Genomic DNA, 22,357 nt, shown 5'->3' on the forward strand with positions numbered 1-22,357 from the left:
CCGTCGTGCACGACCAGCCCCTGGCCGCCCCCGACCCGAGCGACGACGGTGCGCGTGAAGCCCTCCTCACCGTCGTCGGTCTCGGCGCGAGGGGATGGCAGGACGCCGACGGTGAGGCGCGGACCGTCCTCGCCTCGGCGGACGTCCTCGTCGGCGCCGACCGACTGCTCGCGACCGTTCCCGATGTGGCGGGCCAGCGCCGGCTCGGCTGGCCGTCCCCGCTGCGGGAGGGGCTGCCCCGCCTCCTCGAGGCCGCGTCGGGGCAGCGGGTCGTCGCGCTCGCCTCGGGCGACCCCTTCGTCTCCGGGATCGGGACCACGCTGGTCGACCTCCTCGGCCCCGGCCGGGTCGAGGTCCTGCCTGCCGTCTCCAGCCTGGCACTCGCGCGCGCCGAGCTCGGGTGGTCCGCCGAGTCCTGCGCCGTCGTGAGCGTCGTCGGCCGGGCGGCGGAGCGGGTGCTGCGCGAGCTCGCACCCGGCCGCCGGGTTCTCGTGCTCTCGAGCGATGAGACCACCCCCGACTCCGTCGCGGCGCTGCTCGTGCGGGCCGGGTACGGGCAGAGCGCGATGCACGTCCTCGGCGACCTCGGCTCGCCCGAGCAGACCCGGGCCGACACGACGGCGCAGCACTGGTCCGGCCCAGGTCCCCGGCTGCACGTCATCGGCCTTGAGCTCGCCGGGCCGCTGCACGTCGGGTGGGCGACCGGGCTGCCCGATGACGCCTACGAGCACGACGGCCAGCTGACCAAGCGTGACCTGCGCGCCAGCGCCCTGGCCCGGCTCTCACCCGTGCCCGGCGCCCTGCTGTGGGACGTCGGCGCCGGCGCCGGCTCGATCGGCATCGAGTGGATGCGCGCCCACCCCACGTGCCGAGCCGTCGCCGTCGAGGCCCACCCCGAGCGCGCCGCCCGGATCGCGCGCAACGCCGCGGCACTCGGTGTACCCGACCTGGAGGTCGTCGAGGGGCGGGCGCCGGACGATCTTGCCGGACTCGCTGTGCCGGACGCGATCTTCGTCGGAGGTGGGGCCAGCGCACCGGGAGTGCTCGACCGCTGCCTCGACGCCCTGGGCCCCGGGGGTCGGCTCGTCGTGCACGGGGTGACCCTCGAGACCGAGCGCGAGCTCGCGACGAGGTACGCCGCGCTCGGCGGTGAGCTGGTCCGGGTCGCCGTCGAGTCGGCCGCGCCGATCGGCTCGTTCACCGGGTGGACGCCCCAGCGGGCGGTCACCCAGTGGTCCTACTGCGTGCCTGCCGACGGCGGGTCCGGCGACCCGCGGCGCTCCCGCGCGGGGTCGTACAGGTAGGACTCTCCGCCGCGCCCCTCGAGTGCCGGACCGACGAGGATCACGGCGGCGAGCCGCAGACCGGCACGCTCGACCTGGTCACCCATCGTCGCGACCGTGCCCCGCAGCACGAGCTGCTCCGGCTGGCTGGCCCGGGCGACGACGACGACCGGGCAGTCCTCGCCGTAGGCGGGCGCGAGGGCCGCCATGAGCTCGGCGGTGCGGGTGATCGCGAGGTGGAGGACGAGGGTGGCGCCGGTCGCGGCGAAGGAGGTGAGCTCCTCCCCCTTCGGCATGGCGGTCGAGCGCGCCTGCGCGCGGGTGAGGACGACGGACTGGGCGACGTGGGGCACGGTGAGCTCGCGGCCGACGAGCGCGGCGGCCGCGGCGTAGGCGGGGATCCCTGGGGTGACGTCCCAGGGAACCCCGAGGTCATCGAGACGGCGGGTCTGCTCGCTCAGCGCCGAGTAGACCGAGGGGTCCCCGGAGCACAGCCGGACCACGTCGTGACCCCGCTCGTGCGCCTGCTGCAGGTGCCCGACGATCTCGTCGAGGTCGAGCTGCTGGGTGTCGACGAGCTCGGCCTCGGCGCTGACGTGGCGCAAGACCTCCGGGTCGAGGTAGGTCCCGGGGTAGAGGACCGTGCCGGCCACGGCGAGCATCCGGGTGGCCCGGACGGTGAGCAGGTCGGCCGCGCCCGGCCCGGCCCCGACGAAGTGGACCGTCATCGCACGAACCTCGGGGTCCAGACACCGGCCGGGTCGGCCACCGTCGTGGATGCGCCGATGATGAGCAGGCACTTCATGTCGATCGTCGCCGGGTCCAGCTCGCCCAGGGTAGTGACGGTCAGCGACTCCTCGGAGCGGCCGATGTCGCGCCCGACGACAACGACCGTGCCCGCGGAGCGCTCCTCGAGGAGCACCTCCCGTGCCCGCACCACCTGCTTGGTGCGGGATCGTGAAGCGGGGTTGTAGATCGCGAGGACGAGGTCGGCCCGGCTCACGGCCCGCAGCCGGTCCTCGACGACCGCCCACGGCTTGAGCCGGTCCGAGAGGGACATCACCGCGAAGTCGGCGCCGACCGGTGCCCCGGCCCGCGCGGCGACCGCCTGGACCGCGCTCACCCCCGGCAGGACCTGGATCTCGACCTCGGCGTAGACCGGGTCCTGAGCCGCCTCGAAGACAGCCGACGCCATCCCGAAAACCCCGGCGTCGCCCCCGGAGACGACCGCGACCCCGCGTCCGCCGCGCGCGAGGTCGAGCGCGAGGCGGGCCCGCTCGACCTCGACGGTGTTGCCCGACGCGTGCCGGGTCAGGCCGGCCCGCTGAGGTACGCGGTCAACGTAGGGCCCGTAGCCGACGACGTCATCGACCTCCGCGAGGAGCGCGGCCGCCTCGGGCGTGAGCCAGCGGTCGGGGCCGGGCCCCAGCCCGACGACGTGAAGGACCGCTCTGCCCGGTGGGGGCGAGGTGGGGGAGTCGGTGGCGGTCCCACCCGGCTCGTCGCGCCCCGACATCGCACCAGCCGACGTGCGCAGCCGGGCGTCGTCCGTGCCGTGCACGCTGTCGCCGGGGACGACGACGAGCGAGAAGTACGGCACCGAGTCGGGGTCGACGCCGGCCGCCGGCAGCAGACGCTCGCGCTCGCCCTGTGAGGCTCGCTCGACGTACCACGCGCCGTCGAGCCGTCCGGCCTGCTCCAGGGCGCGACGGACGGCGGGGTAGGTGCGGCCCAGCTTCATGACGACGGCCGCGTCGGTCCCGGCGAGACGACGGGCCAGCTCGGGCTCGGGCAGGGTGCCCGGCAGCACCGTGAGCACGTCCTGCTGGCGGGCCAGCGGCATCCCGAGCGAGGCGGTGGCGGCGGCGAAGGCCGGGACGCCCGGGATCACCCCGACGTCGTAGCTGGCGCGGAAGCGGTCGTGGAGGTACATCGAGGAGCCGTAGAGCAGCGGGTCGCCCTCGGCGAGCAGGACGACATCGCGCCCGGCATCGAGGTGGACCGCGAGGCGCTCCGCGCACTCCTCGTAGAAGTCGGTCAGCGCCCCGACGTAGCCACCCGGGTGATCGGTGCTGCCGGTGGTCACCGGGTAGCGCAGCTCCTCCTCGATCGCCTCTGCGGCGATGTGCTCGGCCGCGATGCGGCGCGCGTTGGACGGGCTGCTCGCGCCGCGGTGGTAGGCGACCACGGGCGCCGAAGCGATGGCACGGGCCGCCTTGAGGGTGACGAGCTCGGGGTCGCCGGGCCCGACGCCGACGACGAGGAAGCGCGCGCTCACTCCTCCTCCTGCGCCAGGGCGTTGAGCGCGGAGGAGGTCATCGCCGACCCGCCTCGGCGACCCCGAACGGTGACGTAGGGCAGGTCGATGCCGTGGTCGGCGGCGAAGGTGCGCAACGCCTCCTTCGACTCGCGGGCGCCGATGAAGCCGACCGGGCAGCCGACGACGGCTGCCGGGCGGGGCGCGCCGTCGAGGATCATCTCGAGGAGGTGGAAGAGGGCGGTGGGGGCGTTGCCGATCGCGACGACGGCGCCCTCGAGGTGGGGCTCCCACAGCGAGACGGCGGCGGCGGTCCGAGTGGTCCGCCAGGCGCGGGCGAGAGCGGGGACGGCGGGGTCGTTGAGCAGGCAGAGGACGTCGTTGTCGGCCGGGAGCCGGCTGCGAGTCACCCCGGTCGCGACCATCGTCGCGTCGCAGATGATCGGTGCGCCGGCCTCGAGGGCCGCGCGGGCCGCAGGGACCACGTCGGGGTGGACGACGAGGTCACGGGCGAGGTCGACCTGACCGCTGCCGTGGATCATCCGTACGGCGAGCCGCTCGGCACTCGGAGGGATCGCCGAGAGATCGGCCTCGCGCCGGATCGTCGCGAAGGAGTCGAGGTAGATCTGCGGTCCGGAGGTGACGTACTCGAAGCGGCGGGTGGGCTGGTGCGGGGCGGCGGTCATCTCGGTCTCTGGTCGGTCGGGGTGGTGGCGCGGGCAGCTGGGTCGGCAGCTGCTCCGGACTCGGGCGAAGGGGGTGCAGAGGCCTCGTCGGGGACGAGGACTCCGCGCCACGGGGTGACCACGAGCGGTGCGGTGATACCGGGCGGGAGTGTCGCGGTGAGCGCGTCGACGGCAGACTGGTCGAGCCCGTCGTCGTAGGCGCCGTGATGGAAGCCGCCGGGGACCCGGCCGAAAGGAAGTGGAGCGGCCGGCTTCGGGACGCGGTGGTCGGGTGCCGTCGCGGGGAGGAGGGGAGCGGCCAGCTCGTCGACGTGCCAGGCGCTGCTGCCGTCCGAACCGCGTGCGTCGAGGAAGGAGTGGGCCAGCGCGACGAGTGCCTCGGGTGCGTCGGCGAGGTCGACGATCTCGCCCCAGCCCGACCCGACTCTCAGCTGGCCGACACGCTCGTCGAGGGCGACGACGCCGAGGTCAGCGGCTCGGCCGACGAGGTCACCGCGCCCATCGTCGAGGACGAAGAGGAACTTGCCGGGCAGGTCGGCGAGCCGGGCCGAGGCGAGCACGAGCAGGTCGAGACGGGACGCCACCGGCCAGAGGTCGGCTCGGCCCCCGGCGCGTCCCGTGAGGGGGGAGAGCATGATGTTGCGGACGAGGTCGTGGGCCCTGCTCGGCAGCAGACCGGCGGCGGCGATGGCACGCACGACCTCCTCGTCGAGGCGTTCCCCGCCGCCCGGCAGGCCGCGGAGCTGCAGGTTGGCCCGGCTCGTCGGGTGCACCCTCCCATCGCCGTATGTCGCGGCGATCGAGGAGAGGGCGCGGAGGGCGTCGGGCGCGATCCGTCCGCCGACGAGACGGATCCGGGCGAGCATCCCGTCGTCGGCCGGCCAGGTCCGGATCACGCCGGGGCAGCGGTCGGCGCGCTCGCGAGGGTGAGCGGTCTGTGAGGAAGGCATGGGGGTCAGCTGGTCGAGGGGCCGGCGGTCGCCGGTCGGTCCGGGCCACTGTAGTCAGCCCGGACGAGGGGACGATCAACGGCGCAGAAGTCACGGGTCTCGTGCTCTCCCCGTCCGCGCCCGCCCGGCGGCGCACGGGCCGGGGCGGGTCAGGGCATCACGTTGAGCTGACGCAGCACCTGACGCGCCACCGCGTCGTCCCCGTGCACCGTCACCTCGGCCTCTTCGGGGGCCACCCGGCCGGACCCGAGGAGCAGCCAGGTCTCCTCGCTCATCTCGAGGGTGGCGCTCGGCTCGCTCGACCCGGTCGAGGCCGGCGGCTCGACCCCCTTCGCCCGTCCGTCCTCGCCCATCTGCGCGGCCAGGGTCAGGTCCCGCTGGCCGGTCACCCGCAGGACGACGGTGGTCCCGGCGGGCAGTCGGCGCAGCGCCATCGGGAAGGCGCGCTGCAGCACTGCGGCCACGTGGTCGGCGCCGGAGCCGGTGAGGCGAAGGGGGAGCCCGGTCGCCATCCGCAGCTCCTGTTCGTGGACCCACAGGTCGGTCGGCCGGTTGCGCAGCAGCCCGAGGAGCGGCCAGCCCAGGGCGGCGAACTCACCGATCGCGATCGCGTCCGGGTCGTCGACGTCGATCTGCGCCAACCGCGCTCGGCGCTCTGCGCACGCCGACTCCAGCTCCTCCACGAGGTCGCTCGGGGTCCGGTCACGGCGGGCATGCACCCCCGCCCGGGCGATGTCGTTGATGCCGGGCTCGGGGTGCTCCTCGGAGACCTCTTGCACCGTCCCGCCGAGCGGCTGGGAGAAGCCGGCGCACACCCCTTCGAGATGGGCCAGGTGGGCGACGACGTCGTGCACCTGCCAGCCCGGCAGCACCGTGGAGCGCTGGAAGTCGGCCGGCTCGAGGCCGCGCACCGTCTCCAGCGCGTCCCGCGCCGCGTCGTCCCAGGTCTGCACCAGCTGGCGTGCCTCGCTCATGTTCCGAGGTTAGGGGGTGGCGCGTCGTCAGCGGCGGTCGATGGGGAGTGCTCCCCATGGCGCATCCGGTCGGGGCCACCTACGGTCGACCCCACCGGAAGGGAGAGGAGCGCCGGATGCTGACGCACGGAGCTGACGTCGTTGCGCTCGAGCGCGGTGCGGCGCGATTGCGCCGTCAGGGCGACGCGGTCGCCGACCTGAGCAGCCAGGCCTCGCGGGCGGTCGGACGTCTGGCGCCGGTCTGGGGCGGGCCGGACGCGGATGCGGCGCAGGCGTCGTGGCGACGCTGCCGCCGCGACCTCGACGCCTGGGCCGAGGCGGTGGCGAGGATGGCGAAGGCGCTGGACGCACAGAGCGCGGCGCAGCGGCGGACCAGCGAGTCCGGCGGTGGCGAGGGGCCGGGGGCGGGCGTGTCCGGTGGGTTCGGTCCCGGTTGGGGGCCGGGGATCGACGGTGGCCTCGGCTGGCCAGTCATCGGCCCGTGGCCGGTCGCCGACCCCTGGGCGGAGGGCCAGTCTCGCGACGCGGAGCACTACGGGCGGCTGCCACGCGAGGTGGACGAGCGGTGGCGCGGGTACACGGACGAGGAGCGGCAGACGATCCTCGCCGAGATCATCGAGGAGCGCGCCGAGCACTACGGCATCGGCATGCCCCAGGTCGAATTCAGGGACGAGCCCGGGGGTGCGAACGGCAGCTGGTCCGAGGGCGAGAGCCACAGCGAGTCGAAGGTGATGCTCAACAACGACGTGATTGACGACCCGATGATCCTGCACACCGTCTTCCACGAGCTGCGGCACGGCGGGCAGCACGAGGCCGTCGAGGACGCGGACGTGCCGTGGTGGGCCTTCTGGCAGGACCCGGTGTACGAGAACGGCGTGACCGAGGAGCAGGTCCAAGCCTGGGAGGAGAACTTCGAGAACTACATCCCGGCCCGCGAGGACTACGACGGGTACTTCAACCAGCCGGTCGAGGTCGACGCCCGCGGCGAGGGAAGCACCTATCTCGAGGGAATGACCGCGGAGGAGCTCGAGCGGCTGCTCAGGGAGGGACAGGAATGACGACGGCGAAGGGGGAGCGACGCCCCGTCGGGCAGCTGGCCCTGGCCTACCTGCGGCAGCCGGAGGAGTCGACCTGGGAGCCGCTGCGCAGGGCGATCGTGAGCGACCCCACCTTCGATCCCGATCTCGACGTCCGACGGGTTGTCGGTGCGCGGCTCGACCCCGGCGCCTCGGCACCGGAGGAAGTCGTGACCGACCTGTTGGCCCGGATGCCGGGCGCCTTCCTCAACCCGTCGGCCCACCTGGCGCTGGGCGAGGCGCTGGAGAGGACCGGCGACCTCGAGGAGGCACACCGCGAGCGCGCCATGGCCGCTGCAGCCCTCCACGGTGTGCAGGTGATGGGCGACGGGTCCGTAGAGCGGCCATGGCCGGTGCTGCGCGTCGCTGACGAGTACGACCTGCTGCGATCGCTCGGTCTGCGAGCTTCCGGGCAGAGCAGCCGCTGGCAGGGCGGAGCCTTCGTCGACCGGATCCTGTGCCAGGACGGGGTGGAGAGGTTCTTCGTCGTCCGGCAGGATCTGGGGGCATGAGGCTCTTCGCGCTGGTCGCCGCTGGCCTGTCCGTGCTCGCCGCGGGGGCGTGCAGCGGCGCCGAGGAGGCCCCGATGACGCTGACGGTCTCGGCGCAGACGTGGGCTGGCGCTCCCGACGGGGACAGCGCGCAGGAGAGCGTGACGTTGCCCGCCGATGAGGGTGAGTCGGTGGAGCTGCCGCTTGCGCAGGGTGAACGGCTGGAGGTCTCCGGCAGGGACGGCGAGCGGGTCGAGCTGACCACGAGCGTCCCCATGGCGCCCGCCGGGGACGGCGGCGGGATCAACCTGCGCGACACGAGGACCGACTTCTCGCTTGCTCCGGGTGAGCCGGTCGAGTTCTCGACACCGAGCATGGACAGCGGGACGACCTGGACCGTCACCGTCGCGCCCTGAGCCCACCGGCCGCGCCCTTGGTGACGGGCACGGCCGGGGCGAAGGGGGTCAGCCGCCGTGGTGGAATCCGCAGCGCCGCGCGTCGTGCGCGCTGCGGAACCAGACGTCGGGGGTGACCTCGGCGTAGCCATTCTCGCCCGGCTCGAGGTAGGTCTTGGCGTCCTCCCAGGCCTTGACCGCGTGGTCCAGGGGCATCGCGCCGTCACCGATCGGCGCGGCCGACCCGACGCCGTAGCCGCCGTCGCGGATCTCCTCGACCCCCGAGACCCGGCGGCCGTCGGTGTCACCGGTGGTGCCGTTGCTGGTCCCCGCGCCAGCCTCGCCGTGCGCGCCCTCGTGGCCTTGGTGACCGTCGTGGCCCTCATGACCGTCCTGGTCGGGGTGAGTGACGTCGTCCTCGGTCAGCTTGCCGTCCTCGGCGGTCCAGTCGCCGGTTTGGCGGAAGTCCTCACCGGTATCGAGGTCGTGATCGGCCGGGTCGTGCTCGACGGCGAAGGCCTCCTCGCGGGCCTTCTTCTCCTCCTCGCTCTCGGTGTGCTCGCCCTCCGAGCGGTCGTCCTCGACCTCGTCGGCCGGGGTCACCCCGCGGGTCGCCCGGTCGGCGTCTCCATCGGCTCCGCCGTCCGCGCCGCCGTCGGCTCCACCGTCGGCACCACTGTCCGCTCCGCCATCGGCCCCCTCGTCCCCGTCCCGACGAGGGGAGCTCTCCTCCCCTTCGCGCTCCTGACGCTGCTCGTCCTCGATCTGCTGCAGCCGGTCCTCCAGCTCGCGCTGCGGGTCCTTGCCGTCGTCGTCGTCGGTGCGGACCCCGTAGCCGTACGGGTCCTCGGGGTGGCGGGGGTCGACGGCATGGCTGCCACCGCGCTCGCGCGGCTCGTCGGTCTCGTCGTTGCGGTCCAGGTCCTGCTCGCTCATGGCCCCTCCTGGGGTGTGGTGTTCCGCGTGCGGCATCGGGTCATCGCTCACGCTAGTGAGGTGCCGCGACCCACGGGTCGCTGCGCGGTGACCAATCTGCTCCGCCGCCCCCCAGTTTGCGCGGCGCCGCCTAGCCCCCGTCGTCCCGCGCTCAAGCGTTGCCCCAGATGCTGGGGCAACGTCCAAGGATCGCGAAGGGGGGCTGGTCGACCGGAGGATCAGCCCGCCGCTCAGATGAACTCGGCCGGGTCGAACTCGTCGATCGGGATGATCCGCACCCGCGGCAGGGTCGAGGTGAAGGCCTTGACCTCGTACTCCAGGTCGAGGATCTCGATGCCGGGGATCGCCTTGAGATCGCCGGCCATGAACTCGCCGAAGCCGACCACCCCGAGGCGGCGCTCGCCGTCGGCCAGCTCGGTCATCGCCGGGACGAAGTCGCGGTCGTGGCTGACGAGCATGACGTCCGCGGCCCGGTCTACCAGCGCCCGCGCGGTCCGGTCGATGGCGATGTCGACGACCTTGCCCGCCCCGCTCAGCGGCACCGGGGTGTAGCCCATCGCGAGCAGCGCCTGGACGAAGGAGGACGGCAGCTCCTCACCGACCGCGAGGAAGAAGAGGGCCTTGACGTCCTGCCCCCACCGGTCCTCGGCGTGGTCGAGGAGCCGCTGCCAGCGGGGGCGCTCCTCGGGTTGTGGCCGCCGCCCGAGGACGGAGGTTCCGAGGGTGGCGTCGATGTTCTCCCCGTCGACGAGCAGGTAGGTGGTGCGCTGCGACATGAGCCCATCATCCCCCTTCGTCGTCGGTAGGGCGTGCTTGGATCGGCGCCTGACTGTCTTCACCGGGGTCTCGGGATCGGGCAAGTCCAGCCTGGTCTTCTGGACGATCGCCGCGGAGAGCGAGCGACTGCTCAACGTGCCGTCGTCGCCCGAGCCGACTGGATCATCGACATCGGACCCGGTGCGGGACACGACGGCGGGCGGGTGGTCTACGAAGGCACCCCCGCCGAGATGATCTCGACGGGGGTGAGCCTCACCGCAGACGCGCTGCGGGAGTGAGTGTCCTAAGGCTGGTCAGCGGCGGCTGGTGACCGCCTTGACGATCCAGAGCAGGATGACGGCGCCGAGCAGCGCGGTGAGGAAGCTGAAGATCAGCCCCCCGCCCTCGACGTCCATGCCGAGCGCACTGAGCAGGAACCCGCCGAGCAGACCGCCGACGATGCCGACGACGATGTTCAGGCCGATGCCCTGCTGGGCGTCGGTGCCCATGATCTTGCTCGCGAGCCAGCCGGCGATGCCGCCGAGGATGATCCAGCCGATGATTCCCCAGCTGATCATGTGATCACGTCCTTGTCTGAGGTAGAGGTGCAGCGTTTCTGCAGATCAGGGGTGACCCTACGTCAGGCGGGACGTCACGGAGCGGATCGGTGCGACGCTGTCCCCATGACCGAGCAGCTGCACCCGACCTTCCAGTCTCAGTTCGACACCGTCGTCGAGCGCAACCCCGGCGAGCGCGAGTTCCACCAGGCCGTCCACGAGATGATGCTCAGCCTCACCCCGATCGCGGGGGAGCGCGAGGACTACGAGCGCTGGTCGATCCTGCAGCGGATGTGCGAGCCGGAGCGCCAGATCATCTTCCGGGTCCCGTGGGTGACCGACGACGGCGAGGTGCGGATCAACCGGGGCTTCCGCGTGGAGTTCAACTCCGCGCTCGGCCCGTACAAGGGCGGCCTGCGCTTCCACCCCAGCGTCAACCTCTCGATCATCAAGTTCCTCGGCTTCGAGCAGGTGTACAAGAACGCGCTGACCGGCATGCCGATCGGCGGCGGCAAGGGCGGCTCCGACTTCGACCCGAAGGGCCGCTCCGACACCGAGATCATGCGCTTCTGCCAGTCCTTCATGACCGAGCTGCATCGGCACATCGGCGAGTACACCGACGTGCCGGCCGGTGACATCGGGGTCGGAGCGCGAGAGGTCGGCTACCTCTTCGGCCAGTACAAGCGGATCACCAACCGGTACGAGTCCGGGGTCCTCACCGGCAAGGGCCTGGCGTGGGGCGGCTCGCAGGTCCGGACCGAGGCGACCGGGTACGGCCTGGTCTACTTCGCGCAGGAGATGCTCGGGACGAAGGGGGAGTCCCTCGAGGGCAAGCGGGTTGTCGTCTCCGGGTCGGGCAACGTCGCGATCTACGCGGCGGAGAAGGTCGAGGAGCTGGGCGGCACCGTCGTGGCGGTGTCGGACTCGGGCGGGTACGTCGTGGACGAGTCCGGGATCGACGTCGGTCTGCTCAAGGAGGTCAAGGAGGTGCGGCGGGAGCGCCTGACCGACTACGCGGAGGCGAAGGGGGAGTCGGCCCGCCACGTCAGCGACGGGACGATCTGGGACGTGCCGTGCGACGTCGCCCTGCCCTGCGCGACCCAGAACGAGCTGGACGAAGGACACGCCGAGACCCTGGTGCAGGGCGGCGTGAGCCTCGTCGCCGAGGGCGCGAACATGCCGTGCACCGCCGAGGCGGTGAGCGTGCTGCGCGAGGGCGGGGCGCTGTACGCGCCGGGCAAGGCGAGCAACGCCGGCGGGGTCGCGACGAGCGCGCTGGAGATGCAACAGAACGCGACCCGGAGCTCGTGGAGCTTCGAGGAGACCGAGGACAAGCTGCGCCAGATCATGGTCGACATCCACACCCAGTGCCTGGAGACCGCCGAGGAGCACGGCGACCCCGGCAACTACGTCATGGGCGCCAACCTCGCGGGCTACACCAAGGTCGCCGACGCGATGGTCGCCCTCGGGGTGGTCTGAGGGCCGCTCACCCTCCCCCTTCGCCCGTGGCAGGGTGAGCCCATGAGGTCCTACTGCGCGGTGCATGTCGATGTCGGCTACCTGCTCGCCACGGCCGCGACCTACGTGACCGGGTCCTCCCTTCGCCGCTCGGTGACCGTGGACTACCCGGCCCTCATCGCCCGGCTCATCGAGCAGGCCGAGCAGAACTCCGAGCTGCCGATGCTGCGGGTCAACTGGTACGACTCCGGGGCCCGCCCGGGCGGGCAGCCCGACTTCATCCAGGAGGAGATCGGGCAGCTGCCGCGGGTCAAGCTGCGCCTCGGGCGGCTGTCGTACAGCGGCGACCAGAAGGGCGTCGACATCCGGATCGGGCTCGACCTGGCGATCCAGGGTCAGCACCGCGTCGCCGACGTGGTCTACCTCGTCTCCGGCGACGACGACCTCACCGAGGCGGTCGAGATCGCGCAGAGCCACGGCGTGCAGGTCGTGCTGCTCGCCGTGCCCGACCACCAGGGCCGCCCGCACGGGGTGTCCAAGCACCTGCGCCGCGAGGTCGACGGCATGCTGATGATCGCCGCGGAGACCATCGAGGCGGCCGTTCGCCCGACGGCCATCCCGGACGAGCTGCTGCCCGCCCCGGCGGCCGAGGCGGCGCCCGAGGTGACCGAGATCGAGGAGCCCGCGCCCACCTCTTCGCCCGCCGTGGAGGAAGTCTGCGCCGAGCCTGCGGCGGAGGCGAAGGGGGAGCCCCGCCCGGCCGTCCCGAGCCCGGCCGTCCTCGGCCGGCGCAAGGCGACCCGGCTCTACCTGCCCGGGTGGGCTGGGGCGCAGGACGTGCCCTTCGACCCGGAGGTCGGGGTGACGATGCAGCAGGTCGACCACGTTGCCAAGCAGGTGATCGCATCGTGGTGCGGCAGCGCCACCCCCGAGCAGCTCGCCGAGCTGCGCGAGGACCGACCGACGATCCCGACCGAGCTCGACCGGGCCCTGCTGCGCGACCTGTCCACCAAGACCCAGGACGCGCACATCTCCGACGACGCACGCCAGCATCTGCGCGAGCGCTTCTGGGTGCACCTGGACCGCGTCCGCATGGAGTGAGTCGGCTTCTCCGCCCCGCCCCTTCGCAGATCCCCGGGGAACCTCAGAAGAACGGTCACCCCACCCTTCGCAGATCCCCGGGGAACCTCAGACGAACGGTCGTCCACCCCTTCGCAGATCCCCGGGGAACCTCAGACGAACGGTCATCCACCCTGTCCGGCTACACCCGGCCGATAACCTGCACTTATGAGCGATGTCCCGGGCGCCGTCGACCGGCTCCGTCTTGACGCGGAGTCGGGTTCTCTCGCTGCTCTCTGCGCCGACCTGGGGGTCGACCTGCTCGTCCTCTTCGGCAGCGCCCTCGACGACCCGTCCACCGCCCACGACGTCGACGTGGCCTACGGGCGGCGGCGCGGCGTCGCCGCCCGACCGCATCTCGACGTCGTCAATGCCCTGGCAGGACGCTACGGCGACTACGTCGACGTCATGTCCCTGGACGACGCGGGTTCGGTTGCACGGTATGAGGCGCTGCACGGTATCGACGTCCTCGTCGAGCTGACCCCGGGGCGCTACGCCAACGCGCAGATGGCCGCCTTCGGTGAGTACTGCGACACCCAGCGCTTCCGGGACCGGGTACTTGAGGCGCTGACCCGATGAGTCCGCGGGACTTCTCTGCGGAGGTGCTCGTCGTGCGCCTTGATCTGATGCGCGACCTGCTCGACGATCTCGACGCCGTGGGTGTGCTCACGGTCGAACGTCTCCAGAATGACCGGATAGCCCGCCGTGCGACGGAGCGCATCCTCACTCAGCTTGTCGATCTCGCCGCCGACATCAACACCCACGCCGCGACGAGCCTCGGCGGGTTGCGTCCGACCGAGTACCGCCAGAGCTTCGACGACGCCGCGCGTGCCGGCCTCATCCGGCAGGACTTGGCGGACGCGCTCAAGGCCTCGGTCGGGATGCGCAACGTGCTCATCCATGAGTACGTTGCCACCGACCTCGAGATGGTGGCCGCTGCCGTCCCGCTCGCCCGGCGGAACTACGCGGCTTACGTCCGGTCGGTGGCAACTTGGCTCCAGGCCCGCGGCTGAGCACGACGAGGGGTTAGGGCTGCTGCCCGCCCCGGCTTCCGCGAGCGTTTCTGGGTCCACCTGGATCGCGTCCGGGTGGAGTGGGCCGCCAGTGCTGACACGATCGGGGTCATGACTGGACCGACGCTGCTGCCCCCGGACCCGAACTTCGCCCACGCGAGCGAGGAGACGGTGTGGCGCGCTCTCGTGGACCAGGTGCCCGAGCACTGGACGATCATCGCGGGGCAGCACCTGGCCGATGGCGAGCGGGAGTACGAGATCGACCTGCTCGTCCTCATCCCTGACCATGCAATCGTCTCGCTCGAGGTCAAGGGCGGCAGCGTCTGGGTCGAGGACGGGCAGTGGCGGCAGGCCAGCCGGGAGGGTGACCTGGTGATCGACCCGGTGCGGCAGGCCGAAGTGGGGAAGTACGCGGCCCGTCGGTACGTCGAGGGCGACCCGAGGTGGAGCCGTGGCCGGGTGCACTGGAGTCAAGGGGTAGTCCTCGCGAGCTCGGCTGTGGCGCAGGACTTCTCGCTGCCCGACCTTCCCCGGCGGCTGGTCCACGGACGCGACGACATCGATGCCCTGGCCGGGCGGCTGGCCGACGCCGCCCGTGCGAACGTCGACGGTCACCGCGCGCCGACCCAGGAGGACTGCGACCTCGTCGCCGAGATCCTCCGCGGCCGGGCGCTCCCCCTTCGTGACGTCGTCGCGATGGCTGCCGAGCGCGACGAGTCGACCACCCGGCTGACCGCGGAGCAGGCCATGCTGCTCAAGGTGACCCGGCTGCTCAACCGGGTCGAGGTGCGCGGCGGGGCGGGCAGCGGCAAGACGATGCTCGCGCTGACCCAGGCGCGCGTCCTGGCTCGTGGCGCTGACGGGCGTCCTCGCCAGCGGGTGGCGCTGCTGTGCAACTCGATCGGGCTGGCGTCGTACTTCAAGCGCGAGCTCGCGGGGGAGCGGTACAACCGCAGGCCGGCGCTCGTGGGGACCTTCGAGGAGCTGGCGGCGCACCTGGGGGTGACGGAGTTCGGCACGCGGCAGGACACGGACTTCTGGGAGGTCGAGCTGCCTCGCCGGATGGGTGAGCTCGCGGCGGAGCTGCCCGACGGCAAGAAGTTCGATGCGATCATCGTGGACGAGGCGCAGGACTTCGCGGACTCGTGGTGGGTGCCGCTGCTGCGCTCGCTCGTCGACGAGGAGACGGGCGGGCTGCACGTCTACTCGGACGAGAACCAGCGGGTCTTCCCGCGCTTCGGGCGGCCGCCGGTGCAGCTCGTGCCGCTGGTCCTCGACCACAACTTGCGCAACACCCAGCAGATCGCCGACGTCTTCTCCCCGTTGGCGCCGATGCGCATGCGGGCGATGGGCGGGGACGGTCCCGAGGTGACGTTCGTGCCGACGCCGGCGGGGGAGGACCCGGTGGACGCCGCGGACTCCTGCGTGGACGAGCTGCTCGACGAGGGCTGGCGGCCCGAGGACGTCGCCCGACGGGCAAGCGGCACCCGGTGCAGGTCGACCTGCAGGAGAGCGAAGGGCAGGAGGGGTACTGGGACTCCTTCTGGGACAAGGAGTCCGTCTTCTACGGGCACGTTCTCGGGTGCAAGGGGCTCGAGCGGCGCGCGGTCGTGCTGTGCGTCAACGACACCGGCGCCCACGACCGGTCGAAGGAGAAGCTCTACGTCGGGTTGTCGCGGGCGACCGACCGGCTCGGTGGTCGGGAACCCCGAGCTGATCACGGCGATGGGTGGTCCGGATGTGGCGCGGCGATTGCGGATCGGGTAGCGCGAAGGGGGTCGCACCGTTGACCCCTGAGGTGCGAGTAGCGCTTGCAGCGAGCCTCGGAGGCGCCGGCCCGAAGCTGCAGGTCAGCTACGAAGGAGGTCGTGAAGCTGACGTGTCGTCGATGGGCCGACAAGGTCGATGCATGGCCCACTACGAGATCTGTCCGCAGTCTGGGATCCCCCTCACCAACCACTCCGAGGAGATCGCTGAGCTGCGGTGGCGGGCGGACCGGCCCGGTATAGGCGAGCTCGAGGCGGCTGCGTTTCAAGCGGCTGTGGATCTGCTGGAGTGCCACGACGCCACCGGCATCTCGTTGGACGACTGGGAGGGGCCGGCGTCACTGGTGAATCTGATGCTGCGTGGGAGGTTCCTGCCGAACTACGTCTAGGCAGACGGTGCCGGTACGGCTCATGGGCCGATCACTGGGCGGCCGCCGACGCATGCTGGAAGAAGTCCACTGGCATTGGCGTGGGTAGTCTCCACGTGATGGCGATCGGTCGCTCGCCCGAGTGGCTGACGTACGTCGCTGGCCCAAGGAACAGGTAAGGGGCCGTGCCGAATTGGTCCTTCTGTTCCTGTCGGGCGAATAGAAGAACGGTGCTTGAACCCGTGAGATACCGCTGGCCGGTCGGCGACGCTGCTGAGGTAGTGGATTGAGATTCCCAGTGGAAGAGCGTGCGGGAGATCGGGTAGTCGGCGTACATCGTCGACGGGGAGTAGTCGGCCTCTGACTTCTTCAGGGTGACGAAGAAGGCGTCGGCGTTCAGGTCCGGGAGGTAGAGCACACCTTCTCGGAAGCTGTTGAGATTTCTTGGGAAATCAAGGGCTGCGAGGATCTCTTCATGAACCGCCCTGGGTTGCTTGGAGGCTCCCGACCTTGGAAACGAGGATGGAGGCATGGGAACGAAGAGCACGTCGGGGAGGCCGACTGCGCGGCGGTACTCGCCTGAGGAGAAGGCCCGAGCGGCGCGGATGGTGCGGCAACTGCGTAAGGAGCTTGGCACGACGCACGGGAGGGTGCAGCGGGTGGCTGACCAGATCGGGTGTGGTGTGGAGTCCCTGCGCGTGTGGGTCAAGCAGGCCGATGTCGATGAGGGCGTCGAGCCGGGCTTGAGCACTGCGGCGGCCGAGCGCGTCAAGGAGTTGGAGCAGGAGAACCGCGAGCTGCGCCGGGCAAACGATCTGCTGAAGCGGTCAGCGGCTTTCTTCGCGGCGGAGCTCGACCGCCCCTGGAAGTGACTGGGTATCGAGGGGGTCTCCAGGCGGCGCAAGAAAGTGGCCACCACCACGCAAGACCCCGACGCGGCCCGGGCACCGGACCTGGTCAACCGACACTTCGCCGCGGATCGTCCCGATGCTCTGTGGGTGACGGACCTGACCTACGTCCCGACCCGCTCGGGCATGGCCTACGTGTGTTTCATCGTCGACGCGTTCAGCCGCCGCATCGTCGGGTGGCGGGTCGCGGCGAGCATGAAGACCGAGATGGTCTTCGACGCCCTCGAGATGGCCAGAGCCTTCCGCGGAGGCCGTCGCCCCGTTGGGCTTGTGACCCACTCCGATGCCGGGTCGCAGGGTGAATTCACCTCGGTGCGATTCACCGAGCGACTCGAGGAGATCGGCGCGCTTCCCTCGATCGGAACCGTAGCTGACTCCTACGACAATGCCCTGGCAGAGACGACCAACGGGCTCTACAAGACCGAGTGCGTCTACGGCCCCGACACCACCGGCTGGGACGACGTCGACGAGCTCGAGCTCGCCACACTGTCCTGGGTCCACTGGTTCAACGAGACCCGACTCCACGGACACTGCACCAACGTCCCACCAGCAGAGTACGAAGCAGCGTTCCACGCTGCCCAAGAACCCGACCCCGCCAGGGCCGGAATCCAATAGATCGAGCCTCCATCGAACCCAGGGCGGTTCACCTACCAAGCGCAACGCCACGTGCGTAGGTGGCGTTGCGGGATACTTCTGGTTAGGTGCCCGACCGGCGGGCGAGTACGTCACGCAGTGTCGTTACGAACTGCTCCTCGACCTCGAAATGCCCGGCAGCACGTGTCTGGGCCCGCAGCGACACGGAACGCTCGAAGGGCACACGCACAGGGCGCTCGGGGTCGACGGGGCGAGTGGCACGCAGGACGGCGGCGAAATCACCGGCTCGAGCAGCGAAGTCGTCGGAGAACGCTGTCGGTGCGAGGACGCACATGAAGAAGCCCATGTCTGTGAACCAGGGGGGCGCGATGGCGGATCCGCCGAGGATTCCGAGCAATTGCGCAGACAGCGCCAAGCCCGACCCCTTGTGGCCTCCCCACGTCGTGATCGTGCCTCCGTCGAGAACCTCGGCCGCATCTCGGGTGGGGGTGCCTTCGGCGTCGAATGCCAGCCCCTCGGGTAGCTGCTCACCCATCTTCTTCGCCAGGGTCAGGTCGGCCAGCATGAGCGATGACGTTCCGATGTCCCAGATGATCGGGTCGCCGTCGGTCGGGAAGCCGAAGGCGACCGGGTTGGTGCCGAAGCGTGCTTCACTTCCGCCGAACGGTGCCACGTAGGGGCCACCGCCGGACGCGACGAACCCGATCAAGCCGGCGGCTGTCACGAGCTCGAGGTAGTAGGTGAACATGCCCGTCACCCACGTGTTGCGGACGGTGCCGGCCACGACGGCGCTGGTCTTCGCCTTCTCAGTGAGACGCGTGGTCAGCTCCTTGGCGGCGATGTAGCCGAGCTGATCGCCGCCGTCCAGCGCCAGAGATGACTGCGTCTCGTTGATCGTGGTGATCGGACCGAACGGTTCCGATCGGTCGAGGCGCTCTGTCAAGGTGGCGGCCCGCGCCAGGCCTCCTTGATGGATTCCGCGCAGCTCGGTGTCGATCAGGTGGTCGGCAATGGTGGCTGTCTGCTCGTCGTCGTACCCGTAGGTCGCCATAACGTCCGCGATCAGCTGGCGGGCCTCATCGATCTGGATCTTCATGAGTCAGCCTTCTCCCACGAGTGCGGCCTGCTCGGTTGCCGTGCGAGGGTTGATCCCTTCGAGGTCCGCCTTGATCTGGAGCGCGAGGAACTTCGAGTTGATGCGGCTGGCTGCCAAGCTTCCCGAGTTGAACCACAGACCTGGTTGAGCCGTCGGGCGCCACATGTTGTTCATCTCGCCGTCCTCGCCGATACCCCAGATGGGTCCGAGCCGATCGGCGACGTCGTCACCGAACAGATCGCGGATGTCCTCCTGCTGGTTGCGGTACCCGGTTGCGAAGACGACCACATCCAGCGGACGGTAGCTGCCGTCAACGAGTTGCACGCCGTCTTTCGTGAAGCGGGAGATCTGGTCGTGCTGCAGGAGCCCGATCTGGCCGTCCGCAATCAGGTCGGAAGCCCCGACGTTGATGTAGTAGCCCCCACCCCGGCGGTTGTACTTCAGATGGAACCCGGTCCCGTCCTCGCCGATGTCCGTACGGAATCCGACAGCTGCCAAGCGGTCGAGAAGTTCGGCGTCGTACTCCACCATCTGCTGGGCCATGATCTTGTTGGCCCTGACCAGTGTGTCCATCGTGTTGGAGGAGCTAATCAGGTCGACGTCCTCAATCGGCAGTCCTTGGGAGTAGAGCCCGTAGACCAACACACCACTGGGTTGAAGGCTGACGACCGTCGTTGAACTTCTCTGCACGATCGTCACGTCGGCTCCGAGCGCGTGCAGGTCCTGCGCAACATCGTGGCCACTGGTTCCGGTGCCGAGGACGAGCGCGCGGCAGTTCTCGTAGCGCGAGCCGGAGGTGTACCTGCTGGAGTGCAGAACCTCGCCGCGGAACTCGTCTAGTCCGGGCATTTCGGGCATGTACGGCCGACCACTGACGCTTCCGGTGGCGAAGACCACGTGCTTCGGCTGGAGGACGACGTCCTCGCCGTCGCGGCTCACCGTGAGATGCCAGGCGTCGTCGTCTCGATAGCCCCCGGTCACGGCGGTGTTCGTCCAGACGTTGAGCTCCATCGCCTCGGCGTAGTACTCCATCCAACCGGCGAGCTTGTCCTTCGGCAGGAAGGTGGGCCACGTGTCGGGGAACTCCAGATAGGGGAAGCTCGCCACCCAGACCTCGTTGTGCAAGGTCAGGGAGTGATAGCGCTGCCGCCAAACATCTCCGATTCGTGGCAACTTCTCGACGATCAGTGCGTCGACCCCCAGCACGCGAAGTCGGGCTGCCGCCGCGAGCCCGGCTTGGCCGCCTCCCACCACAACAACCTCCGGCTGGCGATCGTTGTACTTCTGTTCCTCGAGGCGCTGGTCAAGCCAGTTCTGTCCGCCGAAGGTGCGCGAGTAGGCCGTGCCCTGCGGACGCTGCGCACCTCGCCGTTCCTCGTGGCCTGTCAGCTCTTGGAGGGTGGAGGAGACCAGGCGGGCACGGTACGAACCATCGGGTTGAGCCAGCAGGCGGATGACGCCGGCGCCGCGACCGACAGCAGTAGTGAACTCCCAGATGGCCTCGGTCACGGTCTCACCCGCCCGGCCAACCTCCGCGGGTGGAGTGCGTCCGCTGGCCAGACGCAGATCAGACAGTCGCGCCTGGGGCGCCAACGCAACAAGGGACTGCGCGATCTCACCGGCGCCTCGCAAGGTCGTGAAGTCCCAGGTCAGCGCGACGATGTCCCGCCATTCCGCGTCCTCGAGGAACAGACGCCGCAGTGCGTCCGGATCAGCTCCGCCGAGCGCTTCGGCAAAGCTCTCTAGCCAGCGCGCAGCAACCTCTTCGGCGACGGTTCCGTTCGGCATGGGTCCTCCATGAGTTTCGCAAGTGACCCGCGTCACGGTAGTGTGAATCTGGCGCCAACGTCAACACTGTTTCCGCCAGACCAACTGCTCAGTAGGATGCGAGGCCATGGTGTCGATGGAATAGTCGAAGGCCACGAGACCAGTTGAACGTCACAGAAGCAGGGAAGAAGCGATGAGCAGGACCTTGACCGCTCGCGGGGAGCGAACTCGTCAGCGACTGATCGACGCGGCAGAGGTGGTCTTCGGCCGGCAGGGGTTCCTGGAGACCAAGATCACCGACATCACTGCAGAAGCCGGTTCAGCCAACGGGAGCTTCTACAACTACTTCGACTCGAAGGAGGACATCTTCAGCGTCGTCATCAGTCGGGTCAACGAGCGCATGCGCGAACAGCTCGACGACAGGTTGGGGCCCGGGGCCACGCCGCGCGAGCGCATCGAGCACGCGACCGGGCAATACGTGCGGGCCTATCGCACCAATGCACAGATGGTGGCCCTGCTCGAGCAGGTCTCGAGTGTCACTCCGGAGTTCAAGGCGGCCCGTATCGAGACCCGTCGCCGTTACACGGCGCGCAATGAGCGTTCGATTCGTCGCTGGCAGGAGGCTGGCCTGATGGACGCGAGCCTGCCTCCCCGGTATGCGGCAGAGGCTCTGGCGTCGATGGTCAGCAACTTCTGCTACATGTGGTTCACGATGGAGGCCGACTTCGAGGAAGACCTGGCGATCCACACGTTGAGCAGGATGTGGGCGAACTCCCTGGGCCTCGAGGGTTTCGACGACGAACCGGGGGGCGGGGTGCCCTCCGGTTCGTCGTCGGCCGGCCTGGGCTAGCCGAGGATCTGGGCAGGGTTGCGGACCAGCATCTGCTCGATCTGCGCCGACGTGACGCCGCGTTCCATCAGCGCGGGCAGGACGTCGCGATGGATGTGCTCGTAGTGCCAGTTCGGCAACAGCTCAGCCTTGGCCACGATGTCGAAGTTCTGCGTGTAGACGGACGCGTCATGCGACAGCACGATTTGGTCGGCAAATCCGTCGGCAACGATCGAGGCCAACGTGTCGACCCGACTGGTGAAGTCCAGCATCAAGTCAAGCCCGAACCGGTCCATCCCGATCGTGACGCCGGAGGCGAGCAGGCGCCGCAGGTAGTTTAGGTCAGTGGTGTCTCCGGAGTGGCCGATCACCACCTTCGACAGGTCAACGCCCTCCTGCTCGAAGATGTCCAGCTGCTCTAGGCCACGCTCTGTCCCGGCGTGGGTGTGAGTCGAGATGGGAGCGCCCGTCTCCACATGAGCCCTGGCAGCCGAACGTAGGACGCGTTCGACCCCGGGCGTCACGCCTTGCGCATCGGTGGCGCACTTGATGATGCCGGCGCGGATGCCGGTCCCGGCGATGCCGTCCGTCAGGTCCCGCACCATGTACTCGACCAAACGGTCGGGCCCGTCGATGAGCAGCCCCGGGCCACGGAACTTGAAGAACATGGGGACGTCGTCGTACGTGTAGAGGCCGGTCGCTGGGATGATGTTCATCCTCACTTGCTCGGCCACTCGGTGAACTCGTGGGATGTCACGTCCTAGACCGATGACCGTGAGGTCGACGATGGTGCGAACTCCCCGCTCGTAGGCCGATTCCAGTTTCGTCACCGCCTCCGCCACGAGGGCCTCCTCGTCCCATTCCCAGGGGTAGTTGGACTCGATCTCGGTGTTGAGGACGAACACATGCTCGTGCATGAGCGTGTGCCCGAGGTCCTCTGGAGCCAAGTCGGCTCCTGCGACGGTGGGGATGCGGGTGTTCATGGTGCTCCTTGGGTCGTGGGGCCAGCCAGAAGGTTATTGACAATGGCGCCAGATTCATGTTCCCTACGTGAGGGAGGACACATCTTCGCAGCGTG

At 70.0% G+C, this 22,357-nt stretch carries 23 protein-coding genes and 1 pseudogene; 12 read left to right on the forward strand and 12 right to left on the reverse strand.

Annotated features, from left to right (window positions below; translation table 11 throughout):
- Positions 1–5 precede the first annotated feature (5 nt).
- The gene (gene cbiE / locus FB557_RS01135; protein WP_246074293.1) at positions 6–1,304 is read left to right on the forward strand and encodes a precorrin-6y C5,15-methyltransferase (decarboxylating) subunit CbiE; all 1,299 of its coding nucleotides are present in this window, start codon (positions 6–8) and stop codon (positions 1,302–1,304) included.
- Here cbiE and FB557_RS01140 read toward each other — a convergent pair.
- The 5 genes from FB557_RS01140 to FB557_RS01160 form a co-directional block, all read right to left on the reverse strand.
- The gene (locus FB557_RS01140) at positions 1,238–2,011 is read right to left on the reverse strand and encodes a cobalt-precorrin-4/precorrin-4 C(11)-methyltransferase (protein ID WP_144854872.1); all 774 of its coding nucleotides are present in this window, start codon (positions 2,009–2,011) and stop codon (positions 1,238–1,240) included. The two genes, cbiE and FB557_RS01140, sit on opposite strands and share 67 nt — an antisense overlap.
- Complete coding sequence (cobJ, locus tag FB557_RS01145) at positions 2,008–3,561, reverse strand: precorrin-3B C(17)-methyltransferase (protein ID WP_144854874.1); 1,554 nt, start codon at positions 3,559–3,561, stop codon at positions 2,008–2,010. Before cobJ ends, FB557_RS01140 begins: the two co-directional genes overlap by 4 nt.
- Positions 3,558–4,226 (reverse strand): precorrin-8X methylmutase, encoded by a 669-nt coding sequence (locus tag FB557_RS01150; RefSeq protein ID WP_144854876.1) that lies wholly within the window; start codon positions 4,224–4,226, stop codon positions 3,558–3,560. Before FB557_RS01150 ends, cobJ begins: the two co-directional genes overlap by 4 nt.
- Entirely contained in the window at positions 4,223–5,176 is a 954-nt protein-coding gene (locus FB557_RS01155) for a nitrite reductase (protein ID WP_144854878.1), read from the reverse strand. Before FB557_RS01155 ends, FB557_RS01150 begins: the two co-directional genes overlap by 4 nt.
- Positions 5,177–5,325: 149 nt before the next feature.
- Positions 5,326–6,150: a maleylpyruvate isomerase family mycothiol-dependent enzyme gene (locus FB557_RS01160; protein ID WP_144854880.1), complete on the reverse strand. Its 825-nt coding sequence runs from the start codon at positions 6,148–6,150 to the stop codon at positions 5,326–5,328.
- Between the two features lie 116 nt (positions 6,151–6,266).
- Here FB557_RS01160 and FB557_RS01165 point away from each other — a divergent pair, with 116 nt between their 5' ends.
- Genes FB557_RS01165 through FB557_RS01175 form a run of 3 tightly spaced genes read left to right on the forward strand, consistent with a single transcriptional unit; the run spans position 6,267 to position 8,133 of the window.
- Positions 6,267–7,208, forward strand: coding sequence for a WXG100 family type VII secretion target (locus FB557_RS01165; RefSeq protein WP_144854882.1), 942 nt, complete (start codon positions 6,267–6,269; stop codon positions 7,206–7,208).
- Entirely contained in the window at positions 7,205–7,738 is a 534-nt protein-coding gene (locus FB557_RS01170) for a DUF4919 domain-containing protein (RefSeq protein ID WP_144854884.1), read from the forward strand. Before FB557_RS01165 ends, FB557_RS01170 begins: the two co-directional genes overlap by 4 nt.
- Positions 7,735–8,133: a hypothetical protein gene (locus FB557_RS01175; RefSeq protein WP_144854886.1), complete on the forward strand. Its 399-nt coding sequence runs from the start codon at positions 7,735–7,737 to the stop codon at positions 8,131–8,133. The genes FB557_RS01170 and FB557_RS01175 overlap by 4 nt, the downstream gene beginning before the upstream one ends.
- 48 nt (positions 8,134–8,181) lie before the next feature.
- Here the strand turns inward: FB557_RS01175 and FB557_RS14075 are convergent, their stop codons facing one another.
- The 3 genes from FB557_RS14075 to FB557_RS01200 form a co-directional block, all read right to left on the reverse strand.
- Complete coding sequence (locus FB557_RS14075; protein WP_170236139.1) at positions 8,182–9,048, reverse strand: sunset domain-containing protein; 867 nt, start codon at positions 9,046–9,048, stop codon at positions 8,182–8,184.
- A 230-nt stretch (positions 9,049–9,278) separates the two neighbouring features.
- A complete protein-coding gene (locus FB557_RS01190) occupies positions 9,279–9,824 on the reverse strand; it encodes an NYN domain-containing protein (RefSeq protein WP_144854891.1) in 546 nt (181 codons plus the stop codon).
- 294 nt (positions 9,825–10,118) lie between these two features.
- On the reverse strand, positions 10,119–10,382 hold the full coding sequence (locus FB557_RS01200) for a GlsB/YeaQ/YmgE family stress response membrane protein (protein ID WP_144854895.1): 264 nt from the start codon (positions 10,380–10,382) through the stop codon (positions 10,119–10,121).
- 105 nt (positions 10,383–10,487) lie between these two features.
- Here FB557_RS01200 and gdhA point away from each other — a divergent pair, with 105 nt between their 5' ends.
- The 6 genes from gdhA to FB557_RS01230 all read left to right on the forward strand — a co-directional run bounded on the left by gdhA (position 10,488) and on the right by FB557_RS01230 (position 16,106).
- A complete protein-coding gene (gene gdhA / locus FB557_RS01205) occupies positions 10,488–11,840 on the forward strand; it encodes an NADP-specific glutamate dehydrogenase (protein ID WP_144854897.1) in 1,353 nt (450 codons plus the stop codon).
- 42 nt (positions 11,841–11,882) lie between these two features.
- Entirely contained in the window at positions 11,883–12,920 is a 1,038-nt protein-coding gene (locus FB557_RS14680) for an NYN domain-containing protein (protein ID WP_144854899.1), read from the forward strand.
- 186 nt (positions 12,921–13,106) lie between these two features.
- Positions 13,107–13,517 (forward strand): hypothetical protein, encoded by a 411-nt coding sequence (locus tag FB557_RS01215; protein ID WP_144854901.1) that lies wholly within the window; start codon positions 13,107–13,109, stop codon positions 13,515–13,517.
- Positions 13,518–13,540: 23 nt separating this feature from the next.
- Entirely contained in the window at positions 13,541–13,951 is a 411-nt protein-coding gene (hepT, locus tag FB557_RS01220) for a type VII toxin-antitoxin system HepT family RNase toxin (RefSeq protein WP_170236140.1), read from the forward strand.
- Between the two features lie 111 nt (positions 13,952–14,062).
- Positions 14,063–15,718, forward strand: a complete 1,656-nt coding sequence (locus FB557_RS14840; protein WP_246074295.1) for an NERD domain-containing protein — start codon at positions 14,063–14,065, stop codon at positions 15,716–15,718.
- Positions 15,719–15,860: 142 nt separating this feature from the next.
- A complete protein-coding gene (locus tag FB557_RS01230; RefSeq protein ID WP_144854905.1) occupies positions 15,861–16,106 on the forward strand; it encodes a hypothetical protein in 246 nt (81 codons plus the stop codon).
- Positions 16,107–16,137: 31 nt separating this feature from the next.
- On the opposite strand, the gene FB557_RS01235 is transcribed toward FB557_RS01230, so the two are convergent.
- Positions 16,138–16,632, reverse strand: a complete 495-nt coding sequence (locus tag FB557_RS01235; protein WP_246074297.1) for a DUF3427 domain-containing protein — start codon at positions 16,630–16,632, stop codon at positions 16,138–16,140.
- Here FB557_RS01235 and FB557_RS01240 point away from each other — a divergent pair.
- Positions 16,616–17,608 (forward strand): annotated as a pseudogene (locus FB557_RS01240) (IS3 family transposase). The gene FB557_RS01235 and the pseudogene FB557_RS01240 sit on opposite strands and share 17 nt — an antisense overlap.
- Before the next feature lie 82 nt (positions 17,609–17,690).
- Here FB557_RS01240 and FB557_RS01245 read toward each other — a convergent pair.
- Both FB557_RS01245 and FB557_RS01250 read right to left on the reverse strand, forming a co-directional pair.
- A complete protein-coding gene (locus FB557_RS01245; RefSeq protein WP_144854907.1) occupies positions 17,691–18,683 on the reverse strand; it encodes an Ldh family oxidoreductase in 993 nt (330 codons plus the stop codon).
- A 3-nt stretch (positions 18,684–18,686) separates the two neighbouring features.
- Positions 18,687–20,471, reverse strand: a complete 1,785-nt coding sequence (locus FB557_RS01250) for a flavin-containing monooxygenase (protein ID WP_144854909.1) — start codon at positions 20,469–20,471, stop codon at positions 18,687–18,689.
- A gap of 172 nt (positions 20,472–20,643) precedes the next feature.
- Between FB557_RS01250 and FB557_RS01255 the strand changes: the two genes are divergently transcribed.
- Positions 20,644–21,300: a TetR/AcrR family transcriptional regulator gene (locus FB557_RS01255; RefSeq protein WP_144854911.1), complete on the forward strand. Its 657-nt coding sequence runs from the start codon at positions 20,644–20,646 to the stop codon at positions 21,298–21,300.
- Here the strand turns inward: FB557_RS01255 and FB557_RS01260 are convergent.
- The gene (locus FB557_RS01260) at positions 21,297–22,262 is read right to left on the reverse strand and encodes a phosphotriesterase family protein (protein ID WP_144854913.1); all 966 of its coding nucleotides are present in this window, start codon (positions 22,260–22,262) and stop codon (positions 21,297–21,299) included. The genes FB557_RS01255 and FB557_RS01260 overlap by 4 nt on opposite strands.
- Positions 22,263–22,357 lie beyond the last annotated feature (95 nt).

The organism is Marihabitans asiaticum, assembly GCF_007828725.1.
Lineage (GTDB): Bacteria > Actinomycetota > Actinomycetes > Actinomycetales > Dermatophilaceae > Marihabitans > Marihabitans asiaticum.